This is a genomic window from Amycolatopsis sp. NPDC058278, assembly GCF_042881395.1.
GTDB lineage: Bacteria > Actinomycetota > Actinomycetes > Mycobacteriales > Pseudonocardiaceae > Amycolatopsis.
On sequence record NZ_JBHVXZ010000017.1, the window covers coordinates 87,369 to 113,831 of the forward strand.

Genomic DNA, 26,463 nt, shown 5'->3' on the forward strand with positions numbered 1-26,463 from the left:
GGGTCAGCCCTTGAGCGCGCCCTGCATGATGCCGCCGACGATCTGGCGGCCGAACAGCAGGAACACGATCAGGACGGGGACGGTGCCGATGGTGGCGGCGGTGAGCACGAGCGTGTAGTCGGTGGTGTAGCCGCTGGCCAGTGTGGACAGTGCGGTTTGGACGGTCGGGTTCTCCGGCACCAGCACCACCAGCGGCCAGAAGAAGTCGTTCCAGGCCTGCATGAAGGTGAACAGGCCGAGCACCGCCGCGGCCGGGCGGGCGGCGGGCAGGGCCACGTGCCAGAACAGCCGCAGCGAACCGCAGCCGTCCATCCGCCCCGCTTCCAGCAGCTCCAGCGGCAGCGCCCGCTCGAAGTACTGGCGCATGAAGAACACGCCGAACGCGGTGACCAGGCCGGGCACGATCACCGCCTGCAGCTGCCCGGCCCACCCGAAGTCGGCCATCATCATGTACAGCGGCACCACGCCCAGCTCGGTCGGGATCGCCTGGGTGGCGACCACGACGAGCAGCAGCGCGGTCCGCCCGCGGAACCGCATCTTGGCGAAGGCGAACCCGGCCAGCGTCGAGAACAGCACCACCGAGACGGTGATCGTGCCCGCGACGATCACCGAGTTGCCCAGCGCCAGCGCGAAGTCCGTCTGGTCGAAGACGCGGGCGATGTTCTCGAACAGGTGCCCGCCCGGCACCAGGACGGGCGGCACGCTCCCGACCGCCTCCGTCGTCTGCGAGGAGACGACGAACGACCAGTACACCGGGAACGCCGAGCCGGCCAGGATCGCGATCAGCGCGGCGTAGGTCCACGGGCTCGCGACCCGCCGGGCGATCCGCCGGGCCCGCCCGGGCGAGGCGGCCGGCGGCGCGGGGGCGGCCGGGGTCAGCACGGTGGTCATGTCCGCTCCTCAGTCCGTTTGGATGCGCCGGGTCACCAGGTACGACAGGCCCGCGACGAGCATCGTGGCCACGGCCAGGATCAGCGCGATCGCCGAGCTGTAGCCGAAGTCGTACTTGGTGAAGCCCTGTTCGTAGAGGTAGAGCGCGGCGGTCTGGAACTGCCGGTCCGACCCGCCGGTGGCGGCCGCGGCGCCGGGGTTGAACAGCAGCGGCTCGGCGAGCAGCCGCATGTTCCCGGTGGTCGCGATCACCGTGGAGAAGATGATCTGCGGCCGCAGCAGCGGCACCGTGATCCGCCAGAACTGCTGCCACCCCTTGGCGCCGTCGAGGGTGGCGGCCTCGTACAAGCTCGACGGGATCGCCTGCATCGACGCCAGGAAGATCAGGGCGTGGTAGCCGGTCCAGCGCCACACCACCATCGACGCGATGGCGGTGTGCGAGCTGGCCGTGCCGGCCTGCCAGTCGACCTGCCCGGCGCCGAACCAGCTCAGCACCCAGTTGATCAGCCCGAAGTCCCGGCCGAACAGCTGCGCGAAGATGATCGTCACCGCCGCCACCGAGGTGATGTTGGGCAGGATCATCCCCATCCGGAACATCGTCCGCCCGCGCAGCCGCCGGTTGAGCAGGTGCGCGATGCCGAGCGCGAACAGGATCTGCGGGATCGTGGTCAGCAGCCACAGGCTGACCGTGTTCCCCATCGCGTTCCAGAAGTACGGGTCGTGGAACAGCAGCTGCTCGTAGTTGCCGAGCCCGATGAACTGCGCGCCCTCGGCGTCGATCAGGTTCCGCTTCTGCAGCGACACGAACGCCGTGTACAGCAGCGGGAAGAGCCCGAAGACGCCGAAGATCAGGAAGTACGGGCTGATGAAGCCGAACGGCGACAGCTTGACGTCCCACTTCTGCCGCCGTTCGGCGAAGGTCAGCGGTCGCGCCATCACTTGATCTTCGCGACGTCACCGACCAGCTGCTGCCACGCCGCCGCGCCGTCCTGCTTGCCCTGCTCGACGCGCTGCATCGCGTTGCCGAACTCGGTCTGCACGTCGCCGGCCTTCGGGCCCTGGTACTGCGGGTTCAGCTTCTTCGCCGCGTCGGTGAACACCTTGCCGACGGGCGCGCCCGAGAAGAACGGGTTCGTGTAGCCGGTGATCTTCGGGTCGTCGTAGAGCGACGGCGCCGACGGCAGCAGGCCCTTGCTGGTGAAGACCTTCGCCTGCTGCTCGGGCGCGGTCAGCCAGGCGGCCAGCTCGGCGGCTTCCTTGGTGTGCTTGCCCTGCTTCGGCACGGTCAGGTACGAGCCGCCCCAGTTGCCGCCGCCACCCGGCACGGCCGCGACGTCCCACTTGCCCGCGGTGTCCGGGGCCTGGTCCTTGATCTTGGTCATCATCCACGCCGGGCAAGTGACGGTCGCGAACTGGCCCTGCGTGAAGCCGGTGTTCCACTGCGGCGTGCTGTAGAGCAGGCCCGCGCTCAGGTTCGCCTTGACCGCGTCGGCGACGAGGTCCCAGCCCTGGCGCAGCGCCGGGTTGCTGTCGACGATGATCTTGTCGCTCTGGTCGTAGTAGCCCTGCGGCGCCTGCCCGACGATCGCGTTGAGCACGGTCGGTCCGCCGTCCATGAACTTGACGCCGTTGGGCGCCTGGGCCTGGAAGCGCTTGCCCGTCTCGAAGAACGCCTGCCAGGTCGGCCAGAGCGCGGAGACGGCGTCCCGGTCCTCCGGCAGCCCGGCGGTCTTGAACATGTCACGGCGGTAGCAGATGGCCAGGCCGCCGACGTCGGTGCCGTAGCCGATCTGCTGCCCGCCCTTGGCCAGCGACGCGGCCCACTTCCAGCCCAGCCAGCGGTCCTTGAGCTTGTCGCCGCCGACGGTGTTGAGGTCGACGAACTTGTCCGGCGTCGCCTTGAACTGGGCGACGTACCCGGTGTCGATGGCCTCGACGTCCGCGGCGCCGGCACCGGTGGCCAGGTGCGCGGCGAGGTTCTTGTGGTGGTCTGAGTAGGCGGCGGTCCGCTCGGTGATCTCGATGTCCGGGTGCGCCGCCTGGTACTCCTTGATCAGGTCGGTGTAGCCGAAGTTGCCGAACAGGCCGAGGCTCAGCTTGACCTTGCCGCCGGCGGCACCGCTGTCCCCGCAGGCGCTCAGCGCGGTGAGCGCGACCAGGGTGGCACCCACCCCCGCGAGCAAGCGGATCCGGCGGTTTGTCGTTTTCGGGCGCATGAGATCTCCGTTGTTCTGCGGGCCGGTCGGAAAACGCGGGTCCCATGAGAGCGCTCCCAGCATGGCGCCGTCAAGTAACGAAATAATAACGTACCTCGGCATTTACGCAGTCCGAGGTCGTGTGCTACAGATGTAACCGGTTACAAGAACGGAGAACGCCATGGTCACCGCGCGCGAGGTCGCACAGCTCTGCGGGGTTTCCGTCGCCACCGTGTCGCGGGTGTTCAACCGCCCCGCCACGGTCAGCGCGACGACGCGCGAGCGCGTCGAACGCGTGGCGCGGGAGCTCGATTTCTCGCCGAACGAGTCGGCACGCGCGCTGTCGCGGCAGCAGTCGGCGATGGTCGGGCTGGTCTGGGACACCGATCACCGGCGACCCGGCTGGCGGCACCCGTTCCTGCAGGACCTGTTGCTGGGCCTCAAATCCGCGTTGAGCTCGCACGGCTACCACCTGCTGATGCTCGCGACGAGCGACGACGCCCGCGACCGCAACCCGGGCGTGTCGCTGGCCGACCCGGTCGGCTACGTGAGCATGACCCGCCGGCACCACCTGGCCGGGCTGGTGCTCATCGACAGCGGGACGGACGCCGACGCGTTCACCGCGTTCGCCCAGTCCGGGCTGCCGTGCGTCGCACTCGACGTCCCCCTGTCCGGACCGCGGGCCACCCACGTGACCTCGGACAACGCGGGCGGCGCGGCGGAAGCCGTCCGGCACCTGGCCGCCCTCGGGCACCGCCGGATCGCGACGATCACCGGTCCCCGCGGCAACGCGCCGGCCACGGCACGCACCGAGGGGTACCGGCGCGGGCTGGCCGACGCCGGGCTGCCGGTGTCGGAGGATCTCGTGATCGGCGGCGACTTCTACCGCGAGAGCGGCTTCGTCGGCATGCGGCGGCTGCTGGCCCGCAAGGAGCCGCCGACGGCGGTGTTCGCGGCCAGCGACGAGATGGCGGTCGGCGCGCTGCTGGCGGCCCGCGCGGCCGGGCTGCGCGTGCCGGCGGACCTGGCCGTGGTGGGGTTCGACGACATCGAGGTGGCGTCCCTGGTCGACCCGGCGCTGACGACGGTGGCCCAGGACAAGCCGGGCTTCGGCACGGCGGCGGCCGGCGCGCTGCTGGCGATGCTCGAGAACGCGACGGCACCGGAACCGGTGCTGCTGCCGACGAAGCTGGTGGTCCGCGACTCCTGCGGCTCCCGCCCGCCGCGCTGATTCCGCTCGTGGCCCTGGGTGCGTTCAACGCACCGAAGGCCACCTCGGGCGCGTCCAACGCGCCCATTGGCGCGCTCGAAGCCGGGCGCGCGCTAGGCGGTGATCTTCGCTTCCCAGTCGATGTGGTGCGAGTACAGCCAGCCGCTTTCTTCGCCGACGTCCTGGCCCGCGCTCGCCGCCACCAGCTTCTCCACCCGCTCGCGCCGCCGCGCCTCGTACGCGGCGAACGCCGACGCCGGGTCCGGGACGTCGCGCAGGCACTGCGCCAGGACGACGCTGTCCTCCAGCGCCATCGACGCGCCCTGGCCGGCGGCCGGGGACGCGGCGTGGGCGGCGTCCCCGGTGAGGACCATCTCGGGTGTCGACCACACCCGCGTCTCCGGGACGTCGTAGGAGTGGCCGCCGAAGACCTCGTCGCCGGTGGCGGCGATGATTTCCGCGCAGGGCAACGGGTCGCCGTCGAACGCCGCGTGCGCGAACTCGCGCCAGCCCGCCGGGGTGACCGCGGCGATCTCCTCGCGGGGCCGCTCGGCGTCCGGGATGCGGGCGAACCAGAAGGTCGCTCCGGCCGGGTCCGTGGTGAACCCGAAGGCCGCCCGGCTGCCGCGGATCATCCGGTAGATCCCCGGCGCCGCGGGCAGCCCGCCCGCGCGCGTGTAGCCGTACACGACGGTCAGCCCGGTGTAGCGGGGCTCGTCGGCGGCCGGGTCGATCAGCCGCCGGACGACCGAACGCACCCCGTCCGCGCCGACGAGGACGTCGCCGGTCGCGGTGGTGCCGTCGGTGAACTCCGCCGTGACGCCGCCGGCGCCCGGCGTCGCGCGCACCAGCCGGTGACCGCGCTCCAGCGGGACACCGCGGCGCGCGGCCTCGTCCTGCAGGACGCCGTAGAGCGCCGCTCGGGTCAGGGTGCGCGGCTCGTCGAGACCTTCGGTGTCGAACTCGCGCCGCCCGACGGTCTCCCCCGTCGGGGCGACGAGCTCCACACCGTAGGCGGCGAAGGACGCGTCGATCACGGGCCCGTCGGCGCCGATGGCGCGCAGGGCGTCCATGCCGTTGTGCATGATCGTGAGGAACGCGCCGATGTCGTCCCCACCCGCGGGGTAGGCCTCGAACACGACGGGTTCGTGCCCGGCGAGCTTCAGCGCCATCGCCGTGACCGTGCCGGCGATCCCGCCACCCGCGACCAGTACCCGCACTTCGCGCCCCCCTCGACTCCGCGTGCCGCCGTCGTCGACGTTACCGTGACGGCGGCACGCGGTGCCTACTTCTCCTTCGCACCACTGGTGGCGATGTCGCCGTTCAGGCCGCGCGGGTAGAAGCCACCCGAGGACACCTTGTCCGGGTTCAGGTAGGCGATGTTGAGCACGCGCTCCGCGGAGCGTCCGAACGCGATGCCGTTGGCGTCGGCCGGGACGAGGTTCGCCTTGCCGTCCTTGATGACGCCTTCGTCGTCGTCGGCCTTGCCGTCGAGACTGTCGCGGGCGTCGGACATCTTGTTGGTGATGTCGCCGAGGCCGCGCTCGAACAACGCCGACCGCACGATGCCCGCGTGGTACGCCTCGACCGCGAGGATGCCCGCCGCCGCGTCGAGGAACGTCTTGTTGTTCACCAGCGGCGCCGCGCCCTTGTAGGCCGACACGCCGACGTCCTCGAACAGGTAGGCGGCGAGCAGGAAGTTGTTCTCGCTGCCGAACGGGTCGAACGTCTGGCCCTGCTTGATCACCCCCGCGGCCTGCATGGCCGCGGTGAAGCTGTTCTGGAAGTCGATTTCCGGCTGCGCGACGGCCGCCTTGTCGAGCGCCTTGCGCAGGAAGGCCACGTGCGCGACCTCGTCGCCGGCGATCTCCTGGACGATCTGCTTGGTGTGTTCGCTCTTGAACTGCACCGCGTGCCCGCCGGAGACCTTGCCGAGGTTGCCGACCCCGTTGACGTACTTCTCGTTCAGCCCGTAGCCGTAGACGGCGAACGAGTACAGGTTCGCCTCGAGGTACTCGAGGTTCAGCGCGAAGTTCAGCACGGCGGCATCGCTCGCTGCCTCCTTGCCCTTGTCACCTCCCTGCGCACCGTACTGCTGCGTGGCACCAGCCGAGCCGAGGCCCAGCGACAGCGCCGTGCCGAGCGCACCGGCACCCGCGACGCCGAGCCCCGCCGCTCCCGCAGCCTTGAGGAAGCGGCGGCGGTCGGTCGCGTTCTCCGCGCTGCGCTCGATCAGCTGCTCTGTGTAGCGTTTTCCGAACACCGGGGGACGTCCTCTCGTGACGAGTTCGTCCACCTCACCCACCGGTCATACGTACCCCGGCGCCCCCCGGCTCGGTCAAAACGGGAAAAATTTTGATCGACTTCGGTTTTCCCAGGTCAGCCGCGTTGGGCGACGGCGAGCCGGACGCACACCGCCAGCGCGCGGACGGCCTCTTCGACCTCGGCGAGCTTCGGGAAGGTCGGCGCGATCCGGATCACGGCGTCGTCCGGGTCGTTGCCGTGCGGGTGGGTCGCCCCGGCGGGGGTCAGCGCGACACCGGCCTCCTTGGCCAGCCGCACGACCTCCTTCGCGGTGCCCTGGGGGACGGTCAGGGTGATGAAGTACCCGCCGGTCGGCTTCGTCCAGGACGCCAGGTCCGCCAGCTCCTCGGTGAGGATGCGGTCGACGGCCGCGAACTTCGGGCCGATGATCTCGGCGTGCTTGCGCATGTGGGCACGCACGCCGTCTTCGTCCTTGAGGAAGTGCGCGTGCCGCAGCTGGTTGACCTTGTCCGGGCCGATGGTGCGCTTGCCGGTGTTGCCGGTCCACCAGGCGAGGTTGGCCTCGGACGCGCCGAAGAAGCCGACGCCGGCCCCGGCGAGGGTGATCTTCGAGGTGGAGCCGAAGACGAAGACGCGGTCGGCGTGGCCGGCCTCGGTGGCCAGGGCCAGCAGGTCGGCCAGCTCCGGCTCGTCGTCGGTGAGGTGGTGCACGGCGTAGGCGTTGTCCCAGAAGATCCGGAAGTCCGGCGCCGCGGTGCGCATGGTGGCGAGCCGCTTCACCACGTCGTCACTGAACGTGACACCGGTGGGGTTGCTGTACTTGGGGACGCACCAGATGCCCTTGACGCTCGCGTCCTCGGCGACCAGCGTTTCGACGACGTCCATGTCGGGGCCCTCGTCGGTCATCGCGACTCCGACGAGCTCGATGCCGAAGCGCTGGGTGAGCGCGAAGTGGCGGTCGTAGCCCGGGACCGGGGCGAGGAACTTGACCTGCGGCTCGTCGGCCCAGCGGCGCTCGGCGCCGGGCAGCTTGCTCAGCAGGGCCTGGACGACGGCGTCGTGCATCAGCTCGAGGCTCGAGTTGCCGGCGGCGAGCAGCTGCCCGGCGGGCACCTGCAGCGCGGGGGCGAAGATGCGGCGCAGCTCCGGCAGGCCGTTGAGGCCGCCGTAGTTGCGGACGTCGGTGCCGTCCTCGGCCTTGAAGGTGCCGTCGCCCGGGAGGCCGAGCAGCGCGTTCGAGAGATCGAGCTGCTCGGGGGACGGCTTGCCGCGGGTGATGTCCAGGGAGAGGCCTCGGCCGACCAGGGCCGCGTAGTCGCTGCGGGCCGTGTCGACGTCGACGGAAGCAGTGGTCATGGCCTCAACGCTAAACCCGCCGTCGATACCATTTCGGGGCGGGTCCTGGCTAGGGTGGTTCGTGTGCAACTCGTCGTCCACGCCGACCAGCGCCAGTTCTCGGTGCGGGACTCCCGCTCCCGGTTGACGGGCAGCGGGTGGACTCCGGTCGCGGTGGAGTGTCACCGGATCGGGGTGGAGCCCGGCGGGCTCGCGATCGCCACGGCGCGGTCCGATCTGGTGGAGTCTTCGGTGACGCTGGCGCCCTCGCCGCCGGTCTTGGCGGCCGACGCCGAGCACGTGGTGGAAGCGGACCTTCCGGTTCCGAGCGGCCGGCTGGTCATTTCCGGGCCGGCCGACTACCCGTCGCAGGAGAAGTACTTTTCGGTGCTACCGGGGCTTTACCGGGCGCGGGTTTCGTACGTGCCGGCCGGCCCGCCGGCGGTCGACTGGAACGACCACGAGTACGGGGAGCACTACCGGTACGTGGTGGAGCTGTGGCCGGTGACCGAGCGGTCCGATGTGGAGGTTCTCCGCCAGGGCGCGACGGTGTGGGACGGTTGAGGATGTCCCGCGACTCGTTCGTCCCCGGCCTGGAACTGTCCCGCCGCTTCTACCACGAGGCGGTCCGGCCGGTGCTCGACGCGCGCTTCGGGGAGCTGTCCCACACGGCCGCGCGGATCGGCACCGGTTCGGAGGTCCTCGGCTTCGACACCGCTCGATCCGCCGATCACGAATGGGGACCGCGCCTGCAGCTGTTCCTGAGCCGCGACGACAGCGAGCGGTACGCCCAGGACGTCGTCTCGGCGCTGAGCGACGAGCTGCCCAAGACCTTCTACGGCTACCCCACCAACTTCGGGCCCACCGAGAACGAGCACGTGCGCCACATGGTGGTCACCGACGGACCGGTCTTCCACCGCGTCGACGTCACCAGCCTCGACGCCTGGCTGCCCCGGCACCTGGGATTCGATCCACGCCACGCCATCACCACGCTCGACTGGCTCGCGACCCCCACCCAGGCCCTCGCCGAGCTCACCGCCGGCGCGGTCTTCCACGACCGAACCGGTGAACTCACCACGGTTCGCTCCCACCTCGGCTGGTACCCGGAGCAGGTCTGGCGCTACCTCCTGGCCTGCCAGTGGCAGCGGCTCTCCCAGGAAGAGGCGTTCGTCGGACGGTGCGGAGAAGTCGGTGACGAACTCGGCTCGGCCGTCGTCGCCGGCCGCCTGGTCCGCGACCTCATGCGCCTGAGCCTGCTGATGCACCGCCGCTACCCGCCCTACGGCAAATGGCTCGGCAGCGCCTTCGCCCGGCTTCCGTTCGCGGCCACCGTTTCCCCGGCGCTGACCGCGGCACTCGCGGCCACCACCTGGCCCGAACGGGAAGACCACCTCGCGATGGCCTACACGGCCGTCGCCGAGCTGCACAACCGGCTCGGCCTGACCGAGCCGCTCGACCCCGCCACCCGCCCCTACCACGACCGGCCGTTCCAGGTGCTGCACGCGGACCGGTTCAGCCAGGCGCTCCTCGGCACCTTGACCGACCCCACACTTCGCGCGTGGCCGCGCACCGGGGCGGTCGACCAATTCTCCGACAACACCGATCTGCTCGGCGACCGCGCGGCGGCTCGCAGGGTCACCGCCGCACTGGCTCCCCCGGGTTCCGAGCCCGGCACCTGAGCGGATCAGAGCGCCGTCAGGGTCGCCAGTTTCCAGCGGCCGTCCACCCGCTTCGCCGTCACCGCCAGCTGGGCCACCGAGGACGTCGGCGCTCCGCCACCTTGAGCCACCGTCTGCTGGTCCAGGAACAACAACAGCGATGCGTCGTCGCCCCGCAACGACCGGACCCCGATCGCCCGGACCGTTGTCGTGCGGGTCAGCTTCTCCGCCGTCGCGCGGGTTCGGGCCGAAGCGAACTGGGCCTGGTACTGCCGGACCGCGTCGCCCGTCAGGACGTCCGAAGCCGCCCGCTCCGTGCGGGGGAGGTTCGCGTAGTCGTACGAAAACACCGCCTTCACCGCGGCACTGACCTGGGCCGAAACGTCGGAGGTGGCCGAGAGGTCCACCAAAGCCTGATTGTCGCCCGGGGACAGCGATGCCGCTTCGATGCCGAACCACGCCGTGCAGCCCAGGGCGAGGGCCACCACCAGAACCAGCACCCGGGTCATGAGCCCGCCGCCTGGACCCCGGCGATCTTCCAGCCGTCCGGGGACCGGGACACGTCCACCGTCAGCCGGTTCAAGCGCGGTGCCGCGGGGGCACCGCCCGTCGACACGCGGACGTCCAGTACCGCCAAGAGCCGCGCGGCCCCGCGAGAAGGGTCGATCTCCGTCACCGCCGCCTGGACCAAGGACGCCGTGGACACCGTGCGAGCCGTGGCGGCCCGGTCGATCTGCAGCTGGCGGTCGCCGGCCAGGTCCTTTCCGTACTGCCCCGTCGTCGCCGCGATCCAGCGGTCCACGTCCGCCGCCGCCGTGCGGTAGTCGATCGTGTTCAACGTGACCAGCTGGGGACCGGCCGCGGCCAGCACCGCGTCGCGCTCGCGGCCACGGGCGAACGAATCGTCGGCCGCCGCGCGCCACCAGGACCAGCCCGAGAACGCGGCAGCCAAGACCGACAAGACCGCCAACACGACCAGGAGACGCAGCTTCACGGCGCGCCCAGCAACCGGCCCAGCCCGCCCGCCGACGGCCCGGTGAGCAGGCTCAGCATCCCGGGCAGCTGCTGAGGAGCCGACGCGGCCTGCTGTTGCGGCGCGGCCGGGATCGCGGGCGGTTTCCCCGCGTAAGGCGCGTTCTGCGCCCCGCGCACCCCGGTCGGGCTGCCCGGCGGCTCGGCGCAGTAGGCGTTGACGTTGACCGGTGCTTCGGACTCGTCGTTCGCCGGACGCTGCTTCGTCCCCTCGTACCCCTTCGTGCACGAAGCCGGGTCGAAGAAGTTGAACACCACGCCCAGGTGACCGGTGCCGTCCGGGGACGTCGACGGCGAGAACGCCGAAATGATCGGGTACGCGACCAGCAGCTCTTCGATCGAGTCCTTCCGGGACGTCGTGATCTGCGCCGTGGTCAGCAGGTTGGCGAACAGCACCCCCAGATCGGTACCGGACGCGGCGAGCACGTCGCTGATCTGCCGGCTCAGCTGCGGTGCCTGCGCGATCACCCGCCGCAGGTCCGGATCGGACTTCTTGAGCTGCCCGGCGATCGTCTTCAAACCGGCAGCGAAGTCGGTGATGTTCGCCGCCTGGCGCTCCTGGGTGCCGAGCACGATCCGCGAGTTCGCCAGCAGCCCCTGCGTCTGCGGCACGTACTGCGCGGCCACCGCCGTCAACGACCCCGTGCTGTCCAGGAGCTGCTGCAGTTCCGGCCCCGCGCCCGCGAACGCGTTGTACGTCTCGTCGACGACCGTCCGCAGCGAATCCGGGTGCACGCTGGCGACGAGGTCGTCGAGGTGGGTGAGCACGGTGTCCGGCGACGGCGGCAGCGACGTCTTGTCCGCCGTGATCACCGAGCCGTCCGCCAGGAACGGGCCGCCGTTGTGTTGCGGCAGCAGGTCCACGAACTGCTCCCCCACCGCCGACCGGTTCGCCACCTGCGCGTGCGCGTCGGCCGGGATGTCCGGGGCGCCGGAGTCGATGTCGAGGGCGACGTCGACGCCGTGCTCGGTGAGCGTCATCGACGTCACCCGCCCGACCGTGACCCCGCGGTAGGCGACCTCGGAGTTGACGAAGATGCCGCCGGAGTCGGTCAGCTGCGCGGTGACGACGTAACCGCGGTTGCCGAAGAGCCGGTCCAGCCCGGCGTACCGGCCGCCGGCGTAGACGACCGAAACCACCGCGATGACGACGAACGCGAACAGCTGGATCCGGATCTTGCGGGTCACCGGCCGCCCCCGATCAGGCCGAGGAGCCCGCCCAGGAGGCCGGGGCCGGCCGCCGGCGGGACCGAACCCAGGTCGGGCAGCGGCAGCGGCGGCGCGACCGGGGTCTCCTGCCCGCCGATCCCCTGCGGCAGGGCGATCGGCGGCTGCGACGAGTTCGTGAAGTTCGAGATCAGCGTGTCGAGGTCGAGGTTCACGTTCGCCTCGACGTTCGCGTAGTCGCCCTTGATCACGTTGCCCGCGTAGTCCGGGAACGGGTAGGTGAGCAGGATCTGCAGCGCGTTCGGCAGGTTCTGGCCGGCCTCGCCGAGTTTCGCCAGCGTCGGCTGCAGGGCCTTGAGGTTCGCGACGAGCTGGTCGCGGCTCTTCGTCACGGTGTCCACCGCGACGCCGGACAACGTGGTGAGCGCGTTCAGCATGCCCACGAGCTGGTCGCGCTGGTCGGTGACGACCTTCAGGCCCGGTGCGAGGTTGTCCAGCGCGTTCGTCAGGTTCTGCGTCTGGCCCGTCAAGGTGTGCGACAGCTTCGCGAGACCGTCGATCGCGCGGAGGATCTCGGTCTTGTGCCCGTCGAGCTGGGTCGCCAGCTCGTCCACCCGGGACAGCAGCGCGCGGATCTCCGGCTCGTTGCCCGACAGAGCGTCGTTGAGCTCGTGGCTGATCTTCTGGATCTGCTCGACGCCGCCGCCGTTGAGCAGCAGCGAAAGCGCGCCGAGCACCTCCTCGACCTCGGGGTTGCGGTTGGTGCGCCCGAGCGGGATCTGCCCGCCGTCGGCGAGCTTCCCCGACGCCGGCTCGGCCGTGGGCACGCTCAGCTCGACGAACTTCTCGCCCAGGAGACTCGACTGCTTCAGCTCGGCGCGGGCGTTGGCGGGCAGCGCGATGTCGCCGTTGACCGTCATCGACACCAGCGCCGACCGCGTGTCCGGCGTCAGCGTGATCTTGTCGACGCGCCCGACCGCGACGTCGTTGACCTTGACGCTGGATTGCGGCACCAGGTCGAGCACGTCGGTGAACAGCGCGGTGACGTGGTACGGGTGGTCGCCGACGTCGGCCCCGCCCGGCAGCGGCGTGCCGTAGAGGCCGTTGAACCCGCCGTCGCTGCAGCCGGCCAGCACGAGCACCCCGGCGAGCGCGCCGGCGATCCGACGGCGCCCCTTCACTTCGCACCCCCCGAGAGCTGCTGCATCACGTCGACGAGCGGGAGCGGCAACGGTGGGAGTTCGCCGTTCTGCAGGGAGTTGAGCACCTGCGGGATCGTCGGCAGCTTCAGCGCGCCGTCGAGGATCGGGGCCAGCTGCTTGCAGATGTTCCCCAGGGTGTCGGGGATTTCCTTCGGCGTACCCGCGCTGATGAGCCGGCACACGGTGAGGATCGGCGGGTTGGTCAGCTCGTTGAGGTTGTCGCGGACGGCGATGGTGCCCGACGCCGCGTCGTAGGAGTTGATGAAGTTCGTGGCGCCGGTCGGCGCGATGTCGAGCACCTCGGCGAGCGCGGCGCGCTGGTCGACCAGCACCTTCGACAGCGACGCCAGTTTGTCCACATTGGATTCCAGCGCCGTCTTGTTGTCGTTGACGAACTGCTGGACGTCGCCGAGCGCGCCGCCGAGCGACTGCAGCGCCGCGCCGACGTCGTTCGAATCGGCGGCGAGGAACCGGCTGACGTCGGCGACGCGGCCGTAGAACTCGTTGAGCTGCTGGTCGCTCTGCGCCAGGGCACCGGTGAAGGAGTTCAGGTTCTGCACGGTCGAGAACAGGTCGTCCTTCGAGCCGTCGAGGGTCTTGGCGAGCTCGGCCAGCTGCCCGACGGTCGAGTTCAGCGAAGCACCGTTGCCCTTCAGCGTGTTCGCGGCGGTGTCGAGCACGCCGGACAGCGCGCCATCGGAGTTGGCGCCGTTCGGGCCCAGCGCCGTCGACAGCTTGTCGAGGCTCGAGTACAGGTCGTCCAGCTCGACCGGAGTCGCAGTCCGGTCTTTCGCGAGAACCGTGCCCGAAGCGAGGACAGGTCCGCTGTCGTAGGCCGGAGTCAGCTGGACGTACCGGTCGCTGACCAGGCTCGGCGCGACGACGACGGCACCGACGCCGGCCGGCAGCGGCACGTCGTCGACCCGCATGTCCACGCGGACCGCGTCACCCTCGGGCGTGACGTCGGTGACCTCGCCGACCGGCACGCCGAGCACCCGCACCGACGAACCGGCGTACAGCCCGACGGTCTTGCCGAAGTACGCGGAAAGCTTGGTGCCGTTCGAAGACCGGAACACCAGGTAGAGCCCGGCGGTGACGATCAGCGCGAGGATGCAGGCGAACGCCAGCCAGGTCACCAGGCTGCGGCCGCGGGACGTGTGGATGGTCATCGGCGGCCCACCCCCTGGTTCGGCGCCGCGATCGGCGGGGTGCAGCCTTCGGGGTTGATGTGCAGCCCGCCCACGGTGATCGTCGGCGGCAGCAGCCCGCACAGGTAGCCCTCGAACCAGCGGCCGTTGCCGGTGGCGTTCGCGCCGACGCGGGCGAACGGCGCCATCAGCTGCAGGCTCTTGTCGAGGTTGCCCTGGTTGCGCTGCAGGATGTCGGTCACCTTCCCGAGCTTCTCCAGCGTCGGCTTGAGCTGCTCGCGGTTGTCCTGGACGAGCCCGGTGAGCTGGGCCGACAGCTGCTGCGTCCCGACGAGCAGCGCGTTGATCGCTTTCTTGCGGTTCTGCAGCTCGGTGAGCAGCAGGTTGCCGTCGCTGATCACGCGCTGCAGCTGGGCGTTGCGGTCGGACAGCGTCTTCGAGACCTGGCTCGTGTTGGCCAGCAACGTGTGCAGATCACCGTCGCGTGAGGACACTGTCTTCGCCAGCGACGACAGCCCGTTCAGCGTGTCCTTGAGGTACTGCGGGCTGTCCTTGAGGCTGTCGGACAACGCGTTGAAGCTGTCGGCGAGCTGTTTCGTGTCGATGTCCCCGACCGTCGTCGAGAGCTGCTCGAAGGCGTCCTGCAGCTGGAATGGCGTGCGCGTGCGGGCCTGCGGGATGGTGTCGTCCGGCTCCTGCGCGCCGCCGCCCTTCGGGTCGAGGGCGAGGTACTTCTCCCCCAGCAGCGTCTTGATCTCGATCGACGCCGTCGTCGCGTCGCCGACCCGGACGTCCTTGACGCGGAACTTGACCAGGACCTGCTTGCCCGCCAGCTTCACCGACGACACCGTGCCGACCTTGACGCCGGCGACCTCGACCTCGTTGTCCGCCGCCAGCCCGGCGGACTCGCCGAAGTACGCCGAATACGTGGTGCCGTTGCCGAAGAACGGCAGCTGGTCGGAGAAGTACGTGGTGGCCGTGACGAGCACGATCAGCACGAGCGCGACCGCACCGACCATGGCCTGGTTGCGTTCCTTCAGCGGCTTCACGGACCACACCTCTCCGCCCGCTGCGTACCGGGAATGGGGATGATCGGCAGGGTGATGTCGAGCGAGGAAATGCCGATGGTGCCGGTGATCCCGCACAGGTAGTAGTTGAACCAGCTGCCGTAGCTCAACGTCCGGGTGAACTTCTGCAGGTTGCCCGGCAGCACCTCGAGGAGGTGGTTGAGCAGCTCGCCGGAGTCGCCGAGGTTCTGCGACAGCACGCCGAGCTGAGCCACGTCGTCCTTCAACGCCGGGCGGGCGTCGGCGAGCAGGCCCGTCGTGGACACCGCGAGGTCGCCGAGCGCGCTGACCGCGTCGCCGATCGGCTTGCGCTGCTCGGCCAGCCCGCTGACCAGCTTCTGCGTCTGCTCGATGAGGTCGCCGAGCTGCGAGCCGTGGGCGTTGACCGTGCCGAGCACGGTGTTGAGGTTCGCGATGACCTGGCCGATCACCTGGTCCTTGCTCGCGATCGCCGTCGTCAGGGACGCGGTGTGCCGCAGCAGGCTGGTGATCGTGCCGCCCTCGCCCTGGAAGACGCTGATGATTTCGGCCGAGAGCTGGTTGACGTCCTTCGGGCTCAGCGCCTTGAACAGCGGCTTGAAGCCGTTGAACAGCACAGTGAGGTTCAACGCGGGTTTCGTGCGCTCCGGCGGGATCGTGCCGCCTTCGGGCAACGCCTTGTCCCCGGGGACGTCGGTGCCGAGCGCGAGGTAGCGCTGGCCGACCAGGTTGCGGTACTTGATCGTCGCGGTCACCGTCTCCGGCAGCCGGTAGGCGTGCTCGACGTCGAACCGCACCTCGGCGAGGTTCCGCTCGCCCTCGACCACTTCGATCGTGTCGACCTGGCCGACCTTGACGCCGGCGATGCGGACGTCGTCGCCTTCCTTGAGCCCGGACGCGTCGGTGAACTTCGCGAGATACCCCGACGTCTCGCCGAAGTTGGTGTTCGCGATGGTGGCCGCGAGGATCCCGGTGAACAGCACGGTGACGACGGCGAACACCGCGAGTTTGATCAGGGACGGGACGAAACTCCTCACTTCAGCTCCACCTCCGCCCCGCGGTAGAGCGGCCCGACGAGCAGGCCGGCCCAACCGGGCACGTTCCCGGGCGAAGTGCCGAGCGCGGGTGACGCGAGCAGGTCGATCAGGTCGTTCTCGTAGGCCGAGCCGACGATCGTGCCGTCCCCGCCGACGGCCCCGCCGCCCGCGGTGATCGGGCCGGGCAGCTTCTCGGGCGGGTTCTTCGGCGGCGCCGGCTTGCTGGAGCCGTCCTTGATGGCGCCGTCGGGCGGGTACTGCGGCCAGACTCCGGGCTTCGGCACGGTCGGGTAGCAGCGCGGGCCGCGCTTGTCCTCGTACTTCGGTTCGTCGACGCCGGGGAGGTACTTGCCGCGGCTGGCGGCGAACTCGATGGTCACCCGGCTGACCTCGGGGTGCGCGGTGCCCTTGCCGAACGCCAGTTCCGCCCGCGGCACCGACTCGGCGAGCTGCCGCATCAGGCACGGGTACTCGGGCGCGTACTTGGCGAGGACATCCAGTGTTGGCTGGATCGCGGTCGTGAGCCGGATCAGGTTGTCCTTGTTGACCTGCAGGAAATTCGTGAGATCGACCGAAGCCGCGGTGACCGTGGCGTAGAGGTCGGCCAGCTGCGCGCGCTGGTCGACGATCGTCCGGCTAGTGGTCGTCAGGTCGGACAGGGCCTGCAGCAGGTCCGGCGCCGCCTTGTCGTAGGTGTTCGCGACGTTGGCGAGCCCGGTGATGTCGGCCTTGACGTCGGGCAGCGACGGGTTGAGCTTGCCGAGGTAGTCCGACAGCCCGGCCAGGGTCTCGCCGAGCTGCTTGCCGCGGCCGTCGAGCGCGGTCGCCACCGCGGTGAGCGTACTCGACAGCTTCTCCGGCTGGACGGCCTGCAGCAGCGGCATCACGTCGTCGAGGACCTTCTGCAGCTCGATCGCGGCGCTGCTGCGGTCCTGCGGGATGACGTCGCCCGCTTTGATCGGGCGTTCCTTCTTCTCCGGCAGCTGCAGGGCGACGTACCGCTCGCCGAAGAGCGTCTTCGGCAGCAGCCGCGCGGACACGTTCGCCGGGATGACGGCCGTCTTGTCCGGGTCGAGGGCCAGCTCCAGCTCGGCGTGGTCGCCCTTCGCCAGCACCGACCGGACCTCGCCGACGAGCATGCCGCGGACCTTGACGTCGCCGCCGGTGCGCAGCTGGCTGCCGACGCGGTCGGTTTCGAGCTTCACCAGCGTCACCGGCGTGAACGCCTTGTGGTAGACGGCGAGGGTGAGCGCGATGAACAGGGCGGCGACGAGCAGGAAGACGAGCCCCAGCACCTGGTACCGGAGCCGCTGCCAGAGCTCGCGCCTCATCCCGAAATCCTCACCGTGGTGTTCGCGCCCCAGATCGCCAGGGACAGGAAGAAGTCCAGCACCGAGATCAGCACGATCGACGTCCGCACCGCGCGGCCGACCGCGATGCCGACGCCGGCCGGGCCGCCGCCGGCGTTGAAGCCGTAGTAACAATGGGACAGGATCACGAGCACGCTGAACACGATCACCTTCCCGAACGACCAGAGGACGTCGCCGGGTGGCAAGAAGAGCGTGAAGTAGTGGTCGTAGGTGCCCGCGGACTGGCCGTAGAGCCAGATGGTGATCTGCCGCGACGCGAGGTAGCTCGAGAGCAGGCCGACGGCGTACAGCGGGATCACCGCGGCGACCCCGGCGAGCACGCGGGTCGTCACCAGGTACGGCATGCTCGGCACGCCCATGACTTCCAGCGCGTCGATCTCCTCGGAGATCCGCATCGCGCCGAGCTGGGCGGTGAAGCCGCAGCCGACGGTCGCCGACAGCGCCAGCCCGGCCGACAGGGGCGCGACTTCGCGGGTGTTGAAGTAGGCGGAGATGAACCCGGTGAGCGCGGCCGTGCCGAGCTGGTTCAGTGCCGAGTAGCCCTGCAGGCCGACGATGAGCCCGGTGAACAGCGTCATCCCGATCATCACGCCGAGCGTGCCGCCGATGACCGCGAGGCCGCCGGTGCCGAAGCAGACCTCGGTGAGCAGCCGCAGCGTCTCCCGGCTGTAGCGGCGGATGGTGCGCGGCGACCAGGCGAGCGCTTTCGCGGCGAACGCCAGCTGCTTGCCGAGCCCCTCCAGGCTCTGACCCGGGCGCGCGATGTACTCGAGCGTCCGGTCGGCGTCCAGGGGTTCGGCGGTCATCACATCGCCTTCGGCGGGACGATCCGCAGGTAGATCGCGGTGAGCACGACGTTGATCAGGAACAGCAGCAGGAACGTGATCACGACGGCCTGGTTGACGGCGTCGCCGACGCCCTTCGGGCCGCCCGCCGGGTTCAGCCCGCGGAACGCGGCGACGACCCCGGCGACGAAGCCGTACAGCAGCGCCTTGATCTCGCTGACCCACAGGTCCGGCACCTGGGCGAGGGCGTTGAAGCTGGCCAGGTACGCGCCGGGGGTGCCGCCCTGCAGGACGACGTTGAAGAAGTAGCCGCCGAGGACGCCGACCACGCTGACCAAGCCGTTCAGCAGCACCGAAACGACCATCGCGGCGAGCACCCGCGGCACGATGAGCCGCTGGATCGGGTTGACGCCGAGGACTTCCATGGCGTCGATCTCTTCGCGGATCTTGCGCGCGCCGATGTCCGCGCAGACCGCGCTGCCGCCGGCGCCCGCGACGAGCAGCGCGGTGATCAGCGGGCTGGCCTGCTGCACGATGGCCAGGGCGCTGGCCGCGCCGGTGAACGACTGGGCGCCGATCTGCGCGGTGAGCGAGCCGAGCTGCAGCGCGATCACCGCGCCGAACGGGATGGCGACCAGGGCCGTCGGGAGGATCGTGACGCTGGCGAAGAACCAGCACTGCTGGATCCACTCGCGGGCCTGGAAGGGTCGCTTGAAGATCGCGCGCAGGACTTCCCAGGAGAGCGTCGCGAGCCGGCCGACCTGGGTCAGGGCCGCGGTTCCCGGGAGCGTGCCAGTGCCTCCGCTCACCACACCTCCCAGTAGATCGCCGTTGACCTCCGGGTGAGGCTTATTCAGCCGTCGCCCGGCGCACCACTCTGCTGCTTATCAGCCTGTCTCAGCGCGGGGCACGCCGGGCTAGCCCGAATAAGCCTCAAGTCTTCTCCACACCCGGTTACCGCTTTTCGTTAGCGGTGTTCACTCAAACTCTTCGGCAGTTCTCCTTCAGAAGTTGAGGGCGTGCGTCGCCGTCGCCCCGCCGTCCGCGACGAACTCGGCGCCCGTGCAGTACGCGCTCTCGTCGCTGGCCAGGAACAGCACCAGCTTGGCGATGTCTTCGGGCTGCCCGACCCGCCGCAGGGCGACCTTCTTCCCCACGTACGACATGTCGACTTTCTGCCCGCCCACCGCGGTCTCGACCATCTTGGTGTCGATCGCCCCGGGGTGCACCGAGTTGACGCGGATGTGCTTCTTGCCGAGCTCCATCGCCGCGACCTTGGTCATCCCGCGGATCGCGAACTTGCTCGCGGTGTAGGCGACGAGGTAGGGCATCCCGGCCAGACCCTCCACAGAGGACACGTTGACGATGGAGCCACCGCCGGCGGCGGTCATCGGTTCAACGACCGAGCGCATCCCGAGAAACGCCCCGATCTGGTTCACCCGGATCACGCGTTCGTAATCGGCCAGCGTCGTCTGCGCGAGCTCCGAGAAGTGCAGGATGCCGGCGTTGTTGACCAGCACGTTCGGCGTGCCGAACTCCGTGGTCGCGCGCTCGACGGCGGCGGTCCAGCCGTCCTCGTCGCCGACGTCGAGGTGCTGGTAGACGGCCTGCTCGCCGAGGTCGGCGGCCAGCTGCTTGCCCTCGTCGTCGAGGATGTCGGCGATCACCACCTTGGCACCTTCGGCGACGAACGCGCGGGCGGCGGCCTCGCCCTGCCCGCGCGCGGCGCCGGTGATCAGGGCGATCTTCCCGTCCAGCCTCATGACTCTCCCAGGATCTCGGTGGCGGCGAACATCCGGCCGGGGTCGCGGTCGGCGAAGTAGGTGGTGAGAGACGTCTCGAGCTCGTCGAGCTTCCAGCGCTGCTCGATCCTCGGGGCCTCGACCAGCGCGACCGTGCCGCCGTGCACGACGAACACCTGGCCGTTGACGTGCTCGGCCGCGGGCGAAGCGAGGTAGGCGACGAAGGGGGCGACGTGCTCGACCGAGAGCGGATCGGCGCCGTCGGCAGGAGCGGCGCCGAACACGCCCTCGGTCATCGCCGTCCGCGCGCGAGGGCAGATCGCGTTGGCGCGGACGCCGTACTTGGCCAGGCCGCGGGCGGCCGACATGGTGAGCGCGGTGATGCCCGCCTTCGCCGCCGCGTAGTTGGGCTGGCCCGGCGAGCCGATGAGGAACGCCTCGGACGCGGTGTTGACCAGCCGCCCGTACACCGGCGCGCCGTCCGCTTTGGACTTGTCGCGCCAGTGCTTCGCGGCGTTGCGCGACAACAGGAAGTGGCCGCGCAGGTGCACGCGCAGCACGGTGTCCCAGTCGTCGTCGGACATCGAGAACAGCATCTTGTCGCGCAGCACGCCCGCGTTGTTGACCACGATGTCGAGCCCGCCGAGGTCGAGTGCGGCCTCGGTGAGCGCGTCGGCCGTGGCCCGTTCGCCGACGTCGCCCGCGACCGCGACGGCCTTGCCGCCGGCCGCCTCGATCTCGGCGACGACGTCCTTCGGCTCGCCGATGTCGTTGACGACGACCGTGGCACCCTGGGCGGCGAGCGCGAGCGCTTCGGCCCGGCCCAGTCCCGCGGCAGCGCCCGTGACGATCGCCGTCCTGCCGGTCAAGCTCACCGCGGACCTCCTCGTCGAGTCCTGGATGTCGCGCCTACAGTAGAATCTGTTCTCGTTCAGGGCAAGCCCTGAGTGAACAGTGCTAACTGGCGATGAACAGCGCGTTCTTGGGGCAGCCCTTGACCGCACTCGCAACACGTTCTACCTGGTCGGCCGGCACCGGGCCCGGCTGGATCACCAGTTCTTCCTCGTCATCGAGGTCGAAGACGTCCGGGGCGAGCCCCACGCACACCGCGTTCGCCTCGCACAGCTGCCGGTCGACGCCGATCTCCATGCTTCCTCCGCCGCTCGAGCCCTGGTACAACTAGAACAGGTTCTACTGTAACGCCGGGAGCCGGTACGGCACCACAACGAGCCGGACCGGGTGGAGGTGACGGGTGCGGATCGACTACACGCTCCAGCAGCGCGCGCTGGCGGCCGAGCTTCGGGAGTACTTCGCCGAGCTGATGACGCCCGAACGGCGTGCGGGCCTCCGCTCGGGCGGCGGCGAGTACGGCGATGGCCTGGCGTACAAGGAGATCGTGCGGCAGCTGGGCAAGGACGGCTGGCTCGCGCTGGGCTGGCCGAAGGAGTACGGCGGCCAGGCCCGGTCGATGCTCGACCAGCTCGTCTTCACCGACGAAGCGGCCGTCGCCGGGGTGCCGGTCCCGTTCCTCACGGTCAACACCGTGGGCCCGACGATCATGCGTTACGGCACCGAAGAACAGAAGGCGTTCTACCTGCCGAAGATCGCCGCGGGCGAGCTGCACTTCTCGATCGGCTACTCCGAGCCGGAGGCCGGCACCGACCTGGCGTCGCTGCGGACGCGCGCCGAGCGCGACGGCGACGAGTACGTCGTCACCGGCCAGAAGATGTGGACCAGCCTGATCGAGTACGCCGACTACGTCTGGCTCGCGGTCCGGACCGATCCGGATGCGAAGAAGCACCGCGGGCTGTCGATCCTCATCGTGCCGACGTCCGCCGACGGCTTTTCCTGGACCAAGGTGCACACCGTGGCCGGCGCGGGCACCAGCGCGACGTACTACGACAGCGTGCGCGTGCCGGTGTCGGCGCGCGTCGCCGAGGAGAACGCGGGCTGGCCGCTGATCACCAACCAGCTCAACCACGAGCGCGTCGCGCTGACGTCGTCGGCGCCGATCCGCAAGGCCCTGGCCGACGTCACGGCGTGGGCCAAGGAGACCGGGGTCATCGACCACGAATGGGTGCGGGTGCACCTCGCGCGGGTGCACGCGGGTGCGGAGTACCTGAAGCTGCGGAACTGGCGGATCGCCTGGGCGGCCGCGGCCAGCGAGCTCGGCCCGGCCGAGGCGTCGGCGACGAAGGTGTTCGGCACGGAGTTCGCGATCGAGGCCTACCGGCTGCTGATGGAGGTGCTCGGCGCGGCCGCCGTCGTCCGCGAAGGCTCGCCGGGGGCGCTGCTGGCCGGGCGGATCGAGCGGCTGCACCGGTCGGCGCTGATCCTCACCTTCGGCGGCGGCACCAACGAGATCCAGCGGGACATGATCGCCGCCACCGCCCTCGGCCTGCCCGTCACGCGCTAGGAGCGACCATGGACTTCACCCCTTCCGAAGCGTCGGCCGACCTCGCCGCGCTGACCCGGCGGCTGCTGGCCGACAAGGCCACCCACGACCCGCACGGCACCGGCGGCTTCGACACGGTGGCGTGGACGGCGCTGGGCCAGGCTGGCGTGCTGGACGCGGCGCTCCCGTCGTCGCTCGGGGGCGGCGGGTTCGGGCTGCTCGAGCAGTGCGCGGTGCTGACCGAGATCGGCCGCGCGGTGGCGGCGGTCCCCTATCTCTCGTCGATCACGATGGCGGCGTCGGCGGTGGCGGAGTTCGGGCCGCCCGAGCTGGTCGACCGCTGGGTGCTGCCGGTGCTGCGCGGCGAGCGCGTCCTGGCCGTGGCCCTGTCCGGGTTCACGGCGTCGGACGGCCGGGTGTCCGGTGCGCAGACGGCGGTGCCGTTCGCGGCGTTCGCGCACGGGTTCCTGGTCGCCGCCGCGGACGAGGTCTTCCTGGTCGACGCGGCCGCGGCCGGGGTCTCGGTGCGGCCGCAGCAGACGGTCGACCACGCGGACGCCGGCCTGGTGGAGCTGGCCGACGTGCCCGGGGTGTCGCTGGGCGACATCGGCGAGTGGCTGCGCCTTCGCGGGACGGTCGGGGTGTGCGCCCAGCAGCTCGGCGTGGTCGAGCGGGCGCTTGAGCTGACGGCGGCGTACGCGGCCGAGCGGAAGCAGTTCGACCACGTGATCGGCGGGTTCCAGGCGGTCCGCCAGCGGCTGGCGGACGCGTACCTGGACGTCGAAGCGGTTCGCCTGACGACGCAGCAGGCGGCGTGGCAGCTGACCGCGGACGTCCCGGACGTCTCGGCTGCGGTGGCGACGGCGAAGTTCTGGGCGGCGGAAGCGGGCCACCGGGTGGCCCACACGGCGGTGCACGTCCACGGCGGCGTCGGCATCGACGTGGATCACGTGGTGCACCGCTACTTCGCGGCGGCGAAGCGCCTGGAGTTCCAGCTCGGCGCGGCCACCCACCAGCTCCTCGCCCTGGGCGACCTCCTCGCGCGCCCCAGCTAGCTCGCCGCGTAGGTCCAGAACTCCTTCATCAGCGGGGTGGGCTCGGGGCTGGTCAGCTCGACCTGGGTCAGCAGCACCGAGACCGTGCCCGTCGCCGGGATCAGGTGCAGCGCCGTTCCCGCGCCGCCGACCCAGCCGAAGCGGCCCGGGACCTCCCAGGGTTCCTTCGCGTCGACATCGACCGAGCCGCCGAAGCCCCAGCCCTGGCCGTGCAGGAACGGCCGGCCCGCGGACCGCTGGGCCGGCGTCAGGTGGTCGGTGGTCATCCGGTGGACCGACTCCGGCGTCAGCAGGCGGTGGCTGCCCGCCGTGCCCTCGTCGCGCAGGAACCGCGCGAAGGCCAGCAGGTCGTCGGCCGTCGAGACGAGCCCGCCGGCCCCGGACGGGAACGGCGGCGGCGCGCTCCACCGGCCCTCGGGCGAGTCGATCAGCCGCAGTCCCCCTTCGCCGCGGCGGTAGGCGCTGGTGAACCGCCCGAGCGCCGCGGTCGGCACGGTGAACCCGGTGTCGGCCATGCCGAGCGGCTCGAACAACCGCTCCGCCAGGAACTCCGGCAGCGGGCGGCCGGCGACCCGGGCGATCAGCACGCCCTGCAGGTCCGAGCCGGTGTCGTAGAGCCACGCCTCCCCGGGCTGGTGCAGCAGCGGCACCTGCGCCAGCGCCGCCAGCCACTCGTCCGGCGACAGCGCCCGCGGGGACGCCGCCGGGTGGCCCAGCACCTGCAGGAGCAGGTCGACCGCGGGCAGCGTCATGTCCTCGGCGAGGCCGTACCCGCAGCGGAAGGTGAGCAGGTCGGCCACCGTGATCGGGCGGGCGGCCGGCACGACGTCGTCGACCGGGCCGTCCGGCGTCCGGACGACCACCGGCGAAGCCAGCTCCGGCAGCCACCGCGAGATCGGGTCGTCCAGGGTCAGCTCGCCGTCGTCGACGAGCAGCAGGGTCGCCGCGGCCACGATCGGCTTGGTCAGCGACGCGATGCGGAACAGCGAGTCGCGCGCCATCGGCACGGTGCCCCCGGCGTCGGCCGAGCCGGCGGCCGCGGCTTCGACCTGCTCGCCGCGGGCCACGAGCGCCACCGCGCCCGGCAGGTCGCCGAGGTGGCGGGTCAGCAGTTCGGTCAGCGAGGCCATGTCGGAACCTTAGACCTGGTCTCAAAACTCGGCGTGTCGCTAGGTGAACCAACGGCCCGCCCGTGGCTCCGCACCGCCCGCCTGTGGGGCCCGGCCTGACGGACCGGAGGTCTGTCAGAGAGACTGGGGGCCATTGCCCGCCCTCTCGACCTGGAGCCTTTGATGCCGCAAGGGACCGTCCGTTGGTTCGACGCCGAACGGGGTTTCGGCTTCCTCGCGCCCGAGGACGGCTCGCCGGACGTGTTCGTGCACGCCTCCGAGATCGTCGGGGACAGCGGCGCGAAAATGCTCCGCGAGGGTCAGGCCGTCGTGTTCGAGGTCGGCGAGAACGACCGCGGGCCCCAGGCGCTGCACGTTCGCGTCACCGCCGATGCGGCCACCGGCAGCGCCGTGGGCCTGCTCGGCACCATCAACTGGTACGAGCCGGGCAAGGGGTACGGCTTCGCGTCGCCGGACGGCGGCGGCGCCGACATCTTCGTGCACAGCTCCGCCATCGTGACCGGCGGCGTGGTCACCGAGGGGCAGCGGGTGGCCTTCCTGATCGTCGAAGGCGAGCGCGGCCCGCAGGCCGGGCACGTGATCCCGCTGGGAGCAGGGGCCGGCTCACCCGCTGCGGCTGGTATCGCGGACGGTGCCGACGGCACGGTGGCCTGGTACGACGAGGACAAGGGCTTCGGCTTCATCAACCCCGACTCCGGCGCCGGGGACGTCTTCGTTCACGCCCGGGCCTTGGCCGAGGGGCTGACGTGGCTCGCGGAGGGCGATCGCGTCGCCTACGAGGTGGCTAGTGGAGACAAGGGCCCGCAGGCCCGCGACGTGCACCTGGTCCGGGGCGCCGAGCCCCAGACGGCGCCGCAGCGGTCGGCACCTGCCGCGGCCGCAGGGCCGGCGGCGCGGGACGTGCCCGTACGAGGCGGCGAGGGCGTCGTCGCGCGCTACGACGGCGACCGCGGCTTCGGCTTCATCACCCCGGACGCAGGCGGCGACGATCTCTTCGCCCACGCGTCCGTGATCATGGGGTCGGAGCCGCTGCAGAAGGGTGACCGGGTCCGGTACACGGTGCGTCAGAGCGACCGGGGCCCGCAGGCCGACCGCATCGAACGCCTCTGAAGAGGCGGCCCCACCGATGGCTGATCACTTCCCGACGAGAGTGCTCGTTCATCCCCCGTCGATGGTGCCGTCAGCAACGCGGCGTTCGTAGCGCAGCCCGAGGCGTTTGAACCGCAGCAGCCAGGAGATGGTGCGTTCGACGACCCAGCGGACCCGGCCGAGGCGGGACTTGCCCTCAATCCCGCGCCGGGCGATACGGACCTTGATACCGCGGCGGGTCAGGTAGCGGCGGTAGTCGTAGCCCTTGTCGGCGTGCAGCTTGTCCGGTCGGCATCGTGGCCGGCCCGCCCGGCCGTGGTGGCCGCGCACGGTCGGGTTCGTGTCCAGCAGCGGCTCGAACAGCATGCTGTCATGGGTGTTTGCCGCCGACAACATGATGTGCAGCGGTAGCCCGTTCGCGTCGCACAGAACGTGGTACTGGAGCCGGCTTTACCCCGGTCAGTGGGGCTGCGACCGGTCAGCTCGCCCCGTTACCTTTTTCGTAGTTCCTGATCAAGGAGCTGTGGTCACCAGGCCCGGCATGACTTACGCCCCCAGTCGCACGCATGATCCGGGGGGTGGTGTCACCGGGTCTGGTGGCATCGAGGGACCGCTGGATAGGGACACGGCCACCGCTGGGTAGGTCTCGTCGTAACGTGGGTGCCGGCCATCGATGCTCGACCGGTGACCACGTCCGACGACCGAATGGCA

26 protein-coding genes and 2 pseudogenes are annotated in these 26,463 nt (G+C 70.5%); 7 read left to right on the forward strand and 21 right to left on the reverse strand.

What is annotated here, in order from left to right; translation table 11 throughout:
- Positions 1–3: 3 nt before the first annotated feature.
- From ACFVYA_RS11625 to ACFVYA_RS11635, 3 genes are read right to left on the reverse strand one after another with little or no spacing between them, the layout of a single operon-like run.
- A complete protein-coding gene (locus ACFVYA_RS11625; RefSeq protein ID WP_285989719.1) occupies positions 4–891 on the reverse strand; it encodes a carbohydrate ABC transporter permease in 888 nt (295 codons plus the stop codon).
- Between the two features lie 9 nt (positions 892–900).
- On the reverse strand, positions 901–1,827 hold the full coding sequence (locus ACFVYA_RS11630) for a carbohydrate ABC transporter permease (RefSeq protein WP_387044608.1): 927 nt from the start codon (positions 1,825–1,827) through the stop codon (positions 901–903).
- Positions 1,827–3,107 (reverse strand): extracellular solute-binding protein, encoded by a 1,281-nt coding sequence (locus tag ACFVYA_RS11635; RefSeq protein ID WP_387044609.1) that lies wholly within the window; start codon positions 3,105–3,107, stop codon positions 1,827–1,829. Before ACFVYA_RS11635 ends, ACFVYA_RS11630 begins: the two co-directional genes overlap by 1 nt.
- 160 nt (positions 3,108–3,267) lie before the next feature.
- On the opposite strand from ACFVYA_RS11635, the gene ACFVYA_RS11640 reads away from it, so the two are divergent.
- On the forward strand, positions 3,268–4,317 hold the full coding sequence (locus ACFVYA_RS11640) for a LacI family DNA-binding transcriptional regulator (protein WP_387044610.1): 1,050 nt from the start codon (positions 3,268–3,270) through the stop codon (positions 4,315–4,317).
- 92 nt (positions 4,318–4,409) lie between these two features.
- Here ACFVYA_RS11640 and ACFVYA_RS11645 read toward each other — a convergent pair whose 3' ends face one another.
- From ACFVYA_RS11645 to ACFVYA_RS11655, 3 genes are all read right to left on the reverse strand, one after another.
- Complete coding sequence (locus ACFVYA_RS11645; RefSeq protein ID WP_387044611.1) at positions 4,410–5,516, reverse strand: FAD-dependent oxidoreductase; 1,107 nt, start codon at positions 5,514–5,516, stop codon at positions 4,410–4,412.
- 65 nt (positions 5,517–5,581) lie between these two features.
- A complete protein-coding gene (locus tag ACFVYA_RS11650; RefSeq protein WP_387044612.1) occupies positions 5,582–6,559 on the reverse strand; it encodes a ferritin-like domain-containing protein in 978 nt (325 codons plus the stop codon).
- Between the two features lie 116 nt (positions 6,560–6,675).
- The gene (locus ACFVYA_RS11655; RefSeq protein ID WP_285989713.1) at positions 6,676–7,917 is read right to left on the reverse strand and encodes an aminotransferase class I/II-fold pyridoxal phosphate-dependent enzyme; all 1,242 of its coding nucleotides are present in this window, start codon (positions 7,915–7,917) and stop codon (positions 6,676–6,678) included.
- Positions 7,918–7,980: 63 nt separating this feature from the next.
- On the opposite strand from ACFVYA_RS11655, the gene ACFVYA_RS11660 reads away from it, so the two are divergent.
- Together ACFVYA_RS11660 and ACFVYA_RS11665 are read left to right on the forward strand one after the other, a co-directional pair.
- Positions 7,981–8,460, forward strand: a complete 480-nt coding sequence (locus ACFVYA_RS11660) for a hypothetical protein (RefSeq protein ID WP_387044613.1) — start codon at positions 7,981–7,983, stop codon at positions 8,458–8,460.
- A 2-nt stretch (positions 8,461–8,462) separates the two neighbouring features.
- Positions 8,463–9,575: a DUF4037 domain-containing protein gene (locus ACFVYA_RS11665; protein ID WP_387044614.1), complete on the forward strand. Its 1,113-nt coding sequence runs from the start codon at positions 8,463–8,465 to the stop codon at positions 9,573–9,575.
- 5 nt (positions 9,576–9,580) lie between these two features.
- Here the strand turns inward: ACFVYA_RS11665 and ACFVYA_RS11670 are convergent, their stop codons facing one another.
- The 13 genes from ACFVYA_RS11670 to ACFVYA_RS11730 all read right to left on the reverse strand — a co-directional run bounded on the left by ACFVYA_RS11670 (position 9,581) and on the right by ACFVYA_RS11730 (position 21,232).
- Positions 9,581–10,063, reverse strand: a complete 483-nt coding sequence (locus tag ACFVYA_RS11670) for a hypothetical protein (RefSeq protein ID WP_387044615.1) — start codon at positions 10,061–10,063, stop codon at positions 9,581–9,583.
- Positions 10,060–10,548, reverse strand: coding sequence for a hypothetical protein (locus tag ACFVYA_RS11675; RefSeq protein WP_387044616.1), 489 nt, complete (start codon positions 10,546–10,548; stop codon positions 10,060–10,062). Before ACFVYA_RS11675 ends, ACFVYA_RS11670 begins: the two co-directional genes overlap by 4 nt.
- Positions 10,545–11,774 carry an MCE family protein gene (locus ACFVYA_RS11680; RefSeq protein WP_387044617.1) on the reverse strand — a complete coding sequence of 410 codons (1,230 nt, stop codon included), beginning with the start codon at positions 11,772–11,774 and terminating at the stop codon, positions 10,545–10,547. Before ACFVYA_RS11680 ends, ACFVYA_RS11675 begins: the two co-directional genes overlap by 4 nt.
- Positions 11,771–12,934, reverse strand: coding sequence for an MCE family protein (locus ACFVYA_RS11685; RefSeq protein WP_387044618.1), 1,164 nt, complete (start codon positions 12,932–12,934; stop codon positions 11,771–11,773). The genes ACFVYA_RS11680 and ACFVYA_RS11685 overlap by 4 nt, the downstream gene beginning before the upstream one ends.
- Entirely contained in the window at positions 12,931–14,124 is a 1,194-nt protein-coding gene (locus ACFVYA_RS11690) for an MCE family protein (RefSeq protein WP_285989707.1), read from the reverse strand. The genes ACFVYA_RS11685 and ACFVYA_RS11690 overlap by 4 nt, the downstream gene beginning before the upstream one ends.
- Positions 14,121–15,152, reverse strand: coding sequence for an MCE family protein (locus ACFVYA_RS11695; protein ID WP_285989706.1), 1,032 nt, complete (start codon positions 15,150–15,152; stop codon positions 14,121–14,123). Before ACFVYA_RS11695 ends, ACFVYA_RS11690 begins: the two co-directional genes overlap by 4 nt.
- Complete coding sequence (locus tag ACFVYA_RS11700) at positions 15,149–16,186, reverse strand: MCE family protein (protein WP_387044619.1); 1,038 nt, start codon at positions 16,184–16,186, stop codon at positions 15,149–15,151. Before ACFVYA_RS11700 ends, ACFVYA_RS11695 begins: the two co-directional genes overlap by 4 nt.
- Positions 16,183–17,517 (reverse strand): MCE family protein, encoded by a 1,335-nt coding sequence (locus tag ACFVYA_RS11705; protein ID WP_387044620.1) that lies wholly within the window; start codon positions 17,515–17,517, stop codon positions 16,183–16,185. The genes ACFVYA_RS11700 and ACFVYA_RS11705 overlap by 4 nt, the downstream gene beginning before the upstream one ends.
- Positions 17,514–18,362 (reverse strand): ABC transporter permease, encoded by an 849-nt coding sequence (locus ACFVYA_RS11710; RefSeq protein WP_285989703.1) that lies wholly within the window; start codon positions 18,360–18,362, stop codon positions 17,514–17,516. Before ACFVYA_RS11710 ends, ACFVYA_RS11705 begins: the two co-directional genes overlap by 4 nt.
- The gene (locus tag ACFVYA_RS11715; protein ID WP_013224299.1) at positions 18,362–19,150 is read right to left on the reverse strand and encodes an ABC transporter permease; all 789 of its coding nucleotides are present in this window, start codon (positions 19,148–19,150) and stop codon (positions 18,362–18,364) included. Before ACFVYA_RS11715 ends, ACFVYA_RS11710 begins: the two co-directional genes overlap by 1 nt.
- Before the next feature lie 195 nt (positions 19,151–19,345).
- A complete protein-coding gene (locus tag ACFVYA_RS11720; protein WP_387044621.1) occupies positions 19,346–20,104 on the reverse strand; it encodes a glucose 1-dehydrogenase in 759 nt (252 codons plus the stop codon).
- Positions 20,101–20,958, reverse strand: a complete 858-nt coding sequence (locus ACFVYA_RS11725) for a 3-oxoacyl-ACP reductase (protein WP_387044622.1) — start codon at positions 20,956–20,958, stop codon at positions 20,101–20,103. Before ACFVYA_RS11725 ends, ACFVYA_RS11720 begins: the two co-directional genes overlap by 4 nt.
- An 82-nt stretch (positions 20,959–21,040) precedes the next feature.
- On the reverse strand, positions 21,041–21,232 hold the full coding sequence (locus ACFVYA_RS11730) for a ferredoxin (protein WP_387044623.1): 192 nt from the start codon (positions 21,230–21,232) through the stop codon (positions 21,041–21,043).
- A 103-nt stretch (positions 21,233–21,335) separates the two neighbouring features.
- On the opposite strand from ACFVYA_RS11730, the gene ACFVYA_RS11735 reads away from it, so the two are divergent.
- Positions 21,336–22,499, forward strand: coding sequence for an acyl-CoA dehydrogenase family protein (locus ACFVYA_RS11735; protein ID WP_387044624.1), 1,164 nt, complete (start codon positions 21,336–21,338; stop codon positions 22,497–22,499).
- A gap of 8 nt (positions 22,500–22,507) precedes the next feature.
- Positions 22,508–23,533: an acyl-CoA dehydrogenase family protein gene (locus tag ACFVYA_RS11740; RefSeq protein WP_387044625.1), complete on the forward strand. Its 1,026-nt coding sequence runs from the start codon at positions 22,508–22,510 to the stop codon at positions 23,531–23,533.
- Here ACFVYA_RS11740 and ACFVYA_RS11745 read toward each other — a convergent pair.
- Positions 23,530–24,663 (reverse strand): serine hydrolase domain-containing protein, encoded by a 1,134-nt coding sequence (locus ACFVYA_RS11745; protein WP_387044626.1) that lies wholly within the window; start codon positions 24,661–24,663, stop codon positions 23,530–23,532. The genes ACFVYA_RS11740 and ACFVYA_RS11745 overlap by 4 nt on opposite strands.
- 162 nt (positions 24,664–24,825) lie before the next feature.
- Here ACFVYA_RS11745 and ACFVYA_RS11750 point away from each other — a divergent pair.
- Together ACFVYA_RS11750 and ACFVYA_RS11755 are read left to right on the forward strand one after the other, a co-directional pair.
- Positions 24,826–25,023 (forward strand): annotated as a pseudogene (locus ACFVYA_RS11750) (cold-shock protein); the annotation flags it as partial.
- 30 nt (positions 25,024–25,053) lie between these two features.
- Positions 25,054–25,773 (forward strand): cold-shock protein, encoded by a 720-nt coding sequence (locus ACFVYA_RS11755; RefSeq protein WP_387044629.1) that lies wholly within the window; start codon positions 25,054–25,056, stop codon positions 25,771–25,773.
- 48 nt (positions 25,774–25,821) lie between these two features.
- On the opposite strand, the pseudogene ACFVYA_RS11760 reads toward ACFVYA_RS11755, so the two are convergent.
- Positions 25,822–26,240 (reverse strand): annotated as a pseudogene (locus tag ACFVYA_RS11760) (transposase); the annotation flags it as partial.
- Positions 26,241–26,463 lie beyond the last annotated feature (223 nt).

Excerpts from the sequence above, each read along its gene's own strand:
- ACFVYA_RS11720 (WP_387044621.1), bottom strand. The coding sequence starts at position 20,104 with ATGAGGCTGGACGGGAAGATCGCCCTGATCACCGGCGCCGCGCGCGGG.
- ACFVYA_RS11640 (WP_387044610.1), top strand. The coding sequence starts at position 3,268 with ATGGTCACCGCGCGCGAGGTCGCACAGCTCTGCGGGGTTTCCGTCGCC.
- ACFVYA_RS11705 (WP_387044620.1), bottom strand. The coding sequence starts at position 17,517 with ATGAGGCGCGAGCTCTGGCAGCGGCTCCGGTACCAGGTGCTGGGGCTC.
- ACFVYA_RS11745 (WP_387044626.1), bottom strand. The coding sequence starts at position 24,663 with ATGGCCTCGCTGACCGAACTGCTGACCCGCCACCTCGGCGACCTGCCG.
- ACFVYA_RS11665 (WP_387044614.1), top strand. The coding sequence starts at position 8,463 with ATGTCCCGCGACTCGTTCGTCCCCGGCCTGGAACTGTCCCGCCGCTTC.
- ACFVYA_RS11710 (WP_285989703.1), bottom strand. The coding sequence starts at position 18,362 with ATGACCGCCGAACCCCTGGACGCCGACCGGACGCTCGAGTACATCGCG.
- ACFVYA_RS11740 (WP_387044625.1), top strand. The coding sequence starts at position 22,508 with ATGGACTTCACCCCTTCCGAAGCGTCGGCCGACCTCGCCGCGCTGACC.
- ACFVYA_RS11670 (WP_387044615.1), bottom strand. The coding sequence starts at position 10,063 with ATGACCCGGGTGCTGGTTCTGGTGGTGGCCCTCGCCCTGGGCTGCACG.
- ACFVYA_RS11625 (WP_285989719.1), bottom strand. The coding sequence starts at position 891 with ATGACCACCGTGCTGACCCCGGCCGCCCCCGCGCCGCCGGCCGCCTCG.
- ACFVYA_RS11635 (WP_387044609.1), bottom strand. The coding sequence starts at position 3,107 with ATGCGCCCGAAAACGACAAACCGCCGGATCCGCTTGCTCGCGGGGGTG.
- ACFVYA_RS11690 (WP_285989707.1), bottom strand. The coding sequence starts at position 14,124 with ATGACCATCCACACGTCCCGCGGCCGCAGCCTGGTGACCTGGCTGGCG.
- ACFVYA_RS11655 (WP_285989713.1), bottom strand. The coding sequence starts at position 7,917 with ATGACCACTGCTTCCGTCGACGTCGACACGGCCCGCAGCGACTACGCG.
- ACFVYA_RS11630 (WP_387044608.1), bottom strand. The coding sequence starts at position 1,827 with ATGGCGCGACCGCTGACCTTCGCCGAACGGCGGCAGAAGTGGGACGTC.
- ACFVYA_RS11730 (WP_387044623.1), bottom strand. The coding sequence starts at position 21,232 with ATGGAGATCGGCGTCGACCGGCAGCTGTGCGAGGCGAACGCGGTGTGC.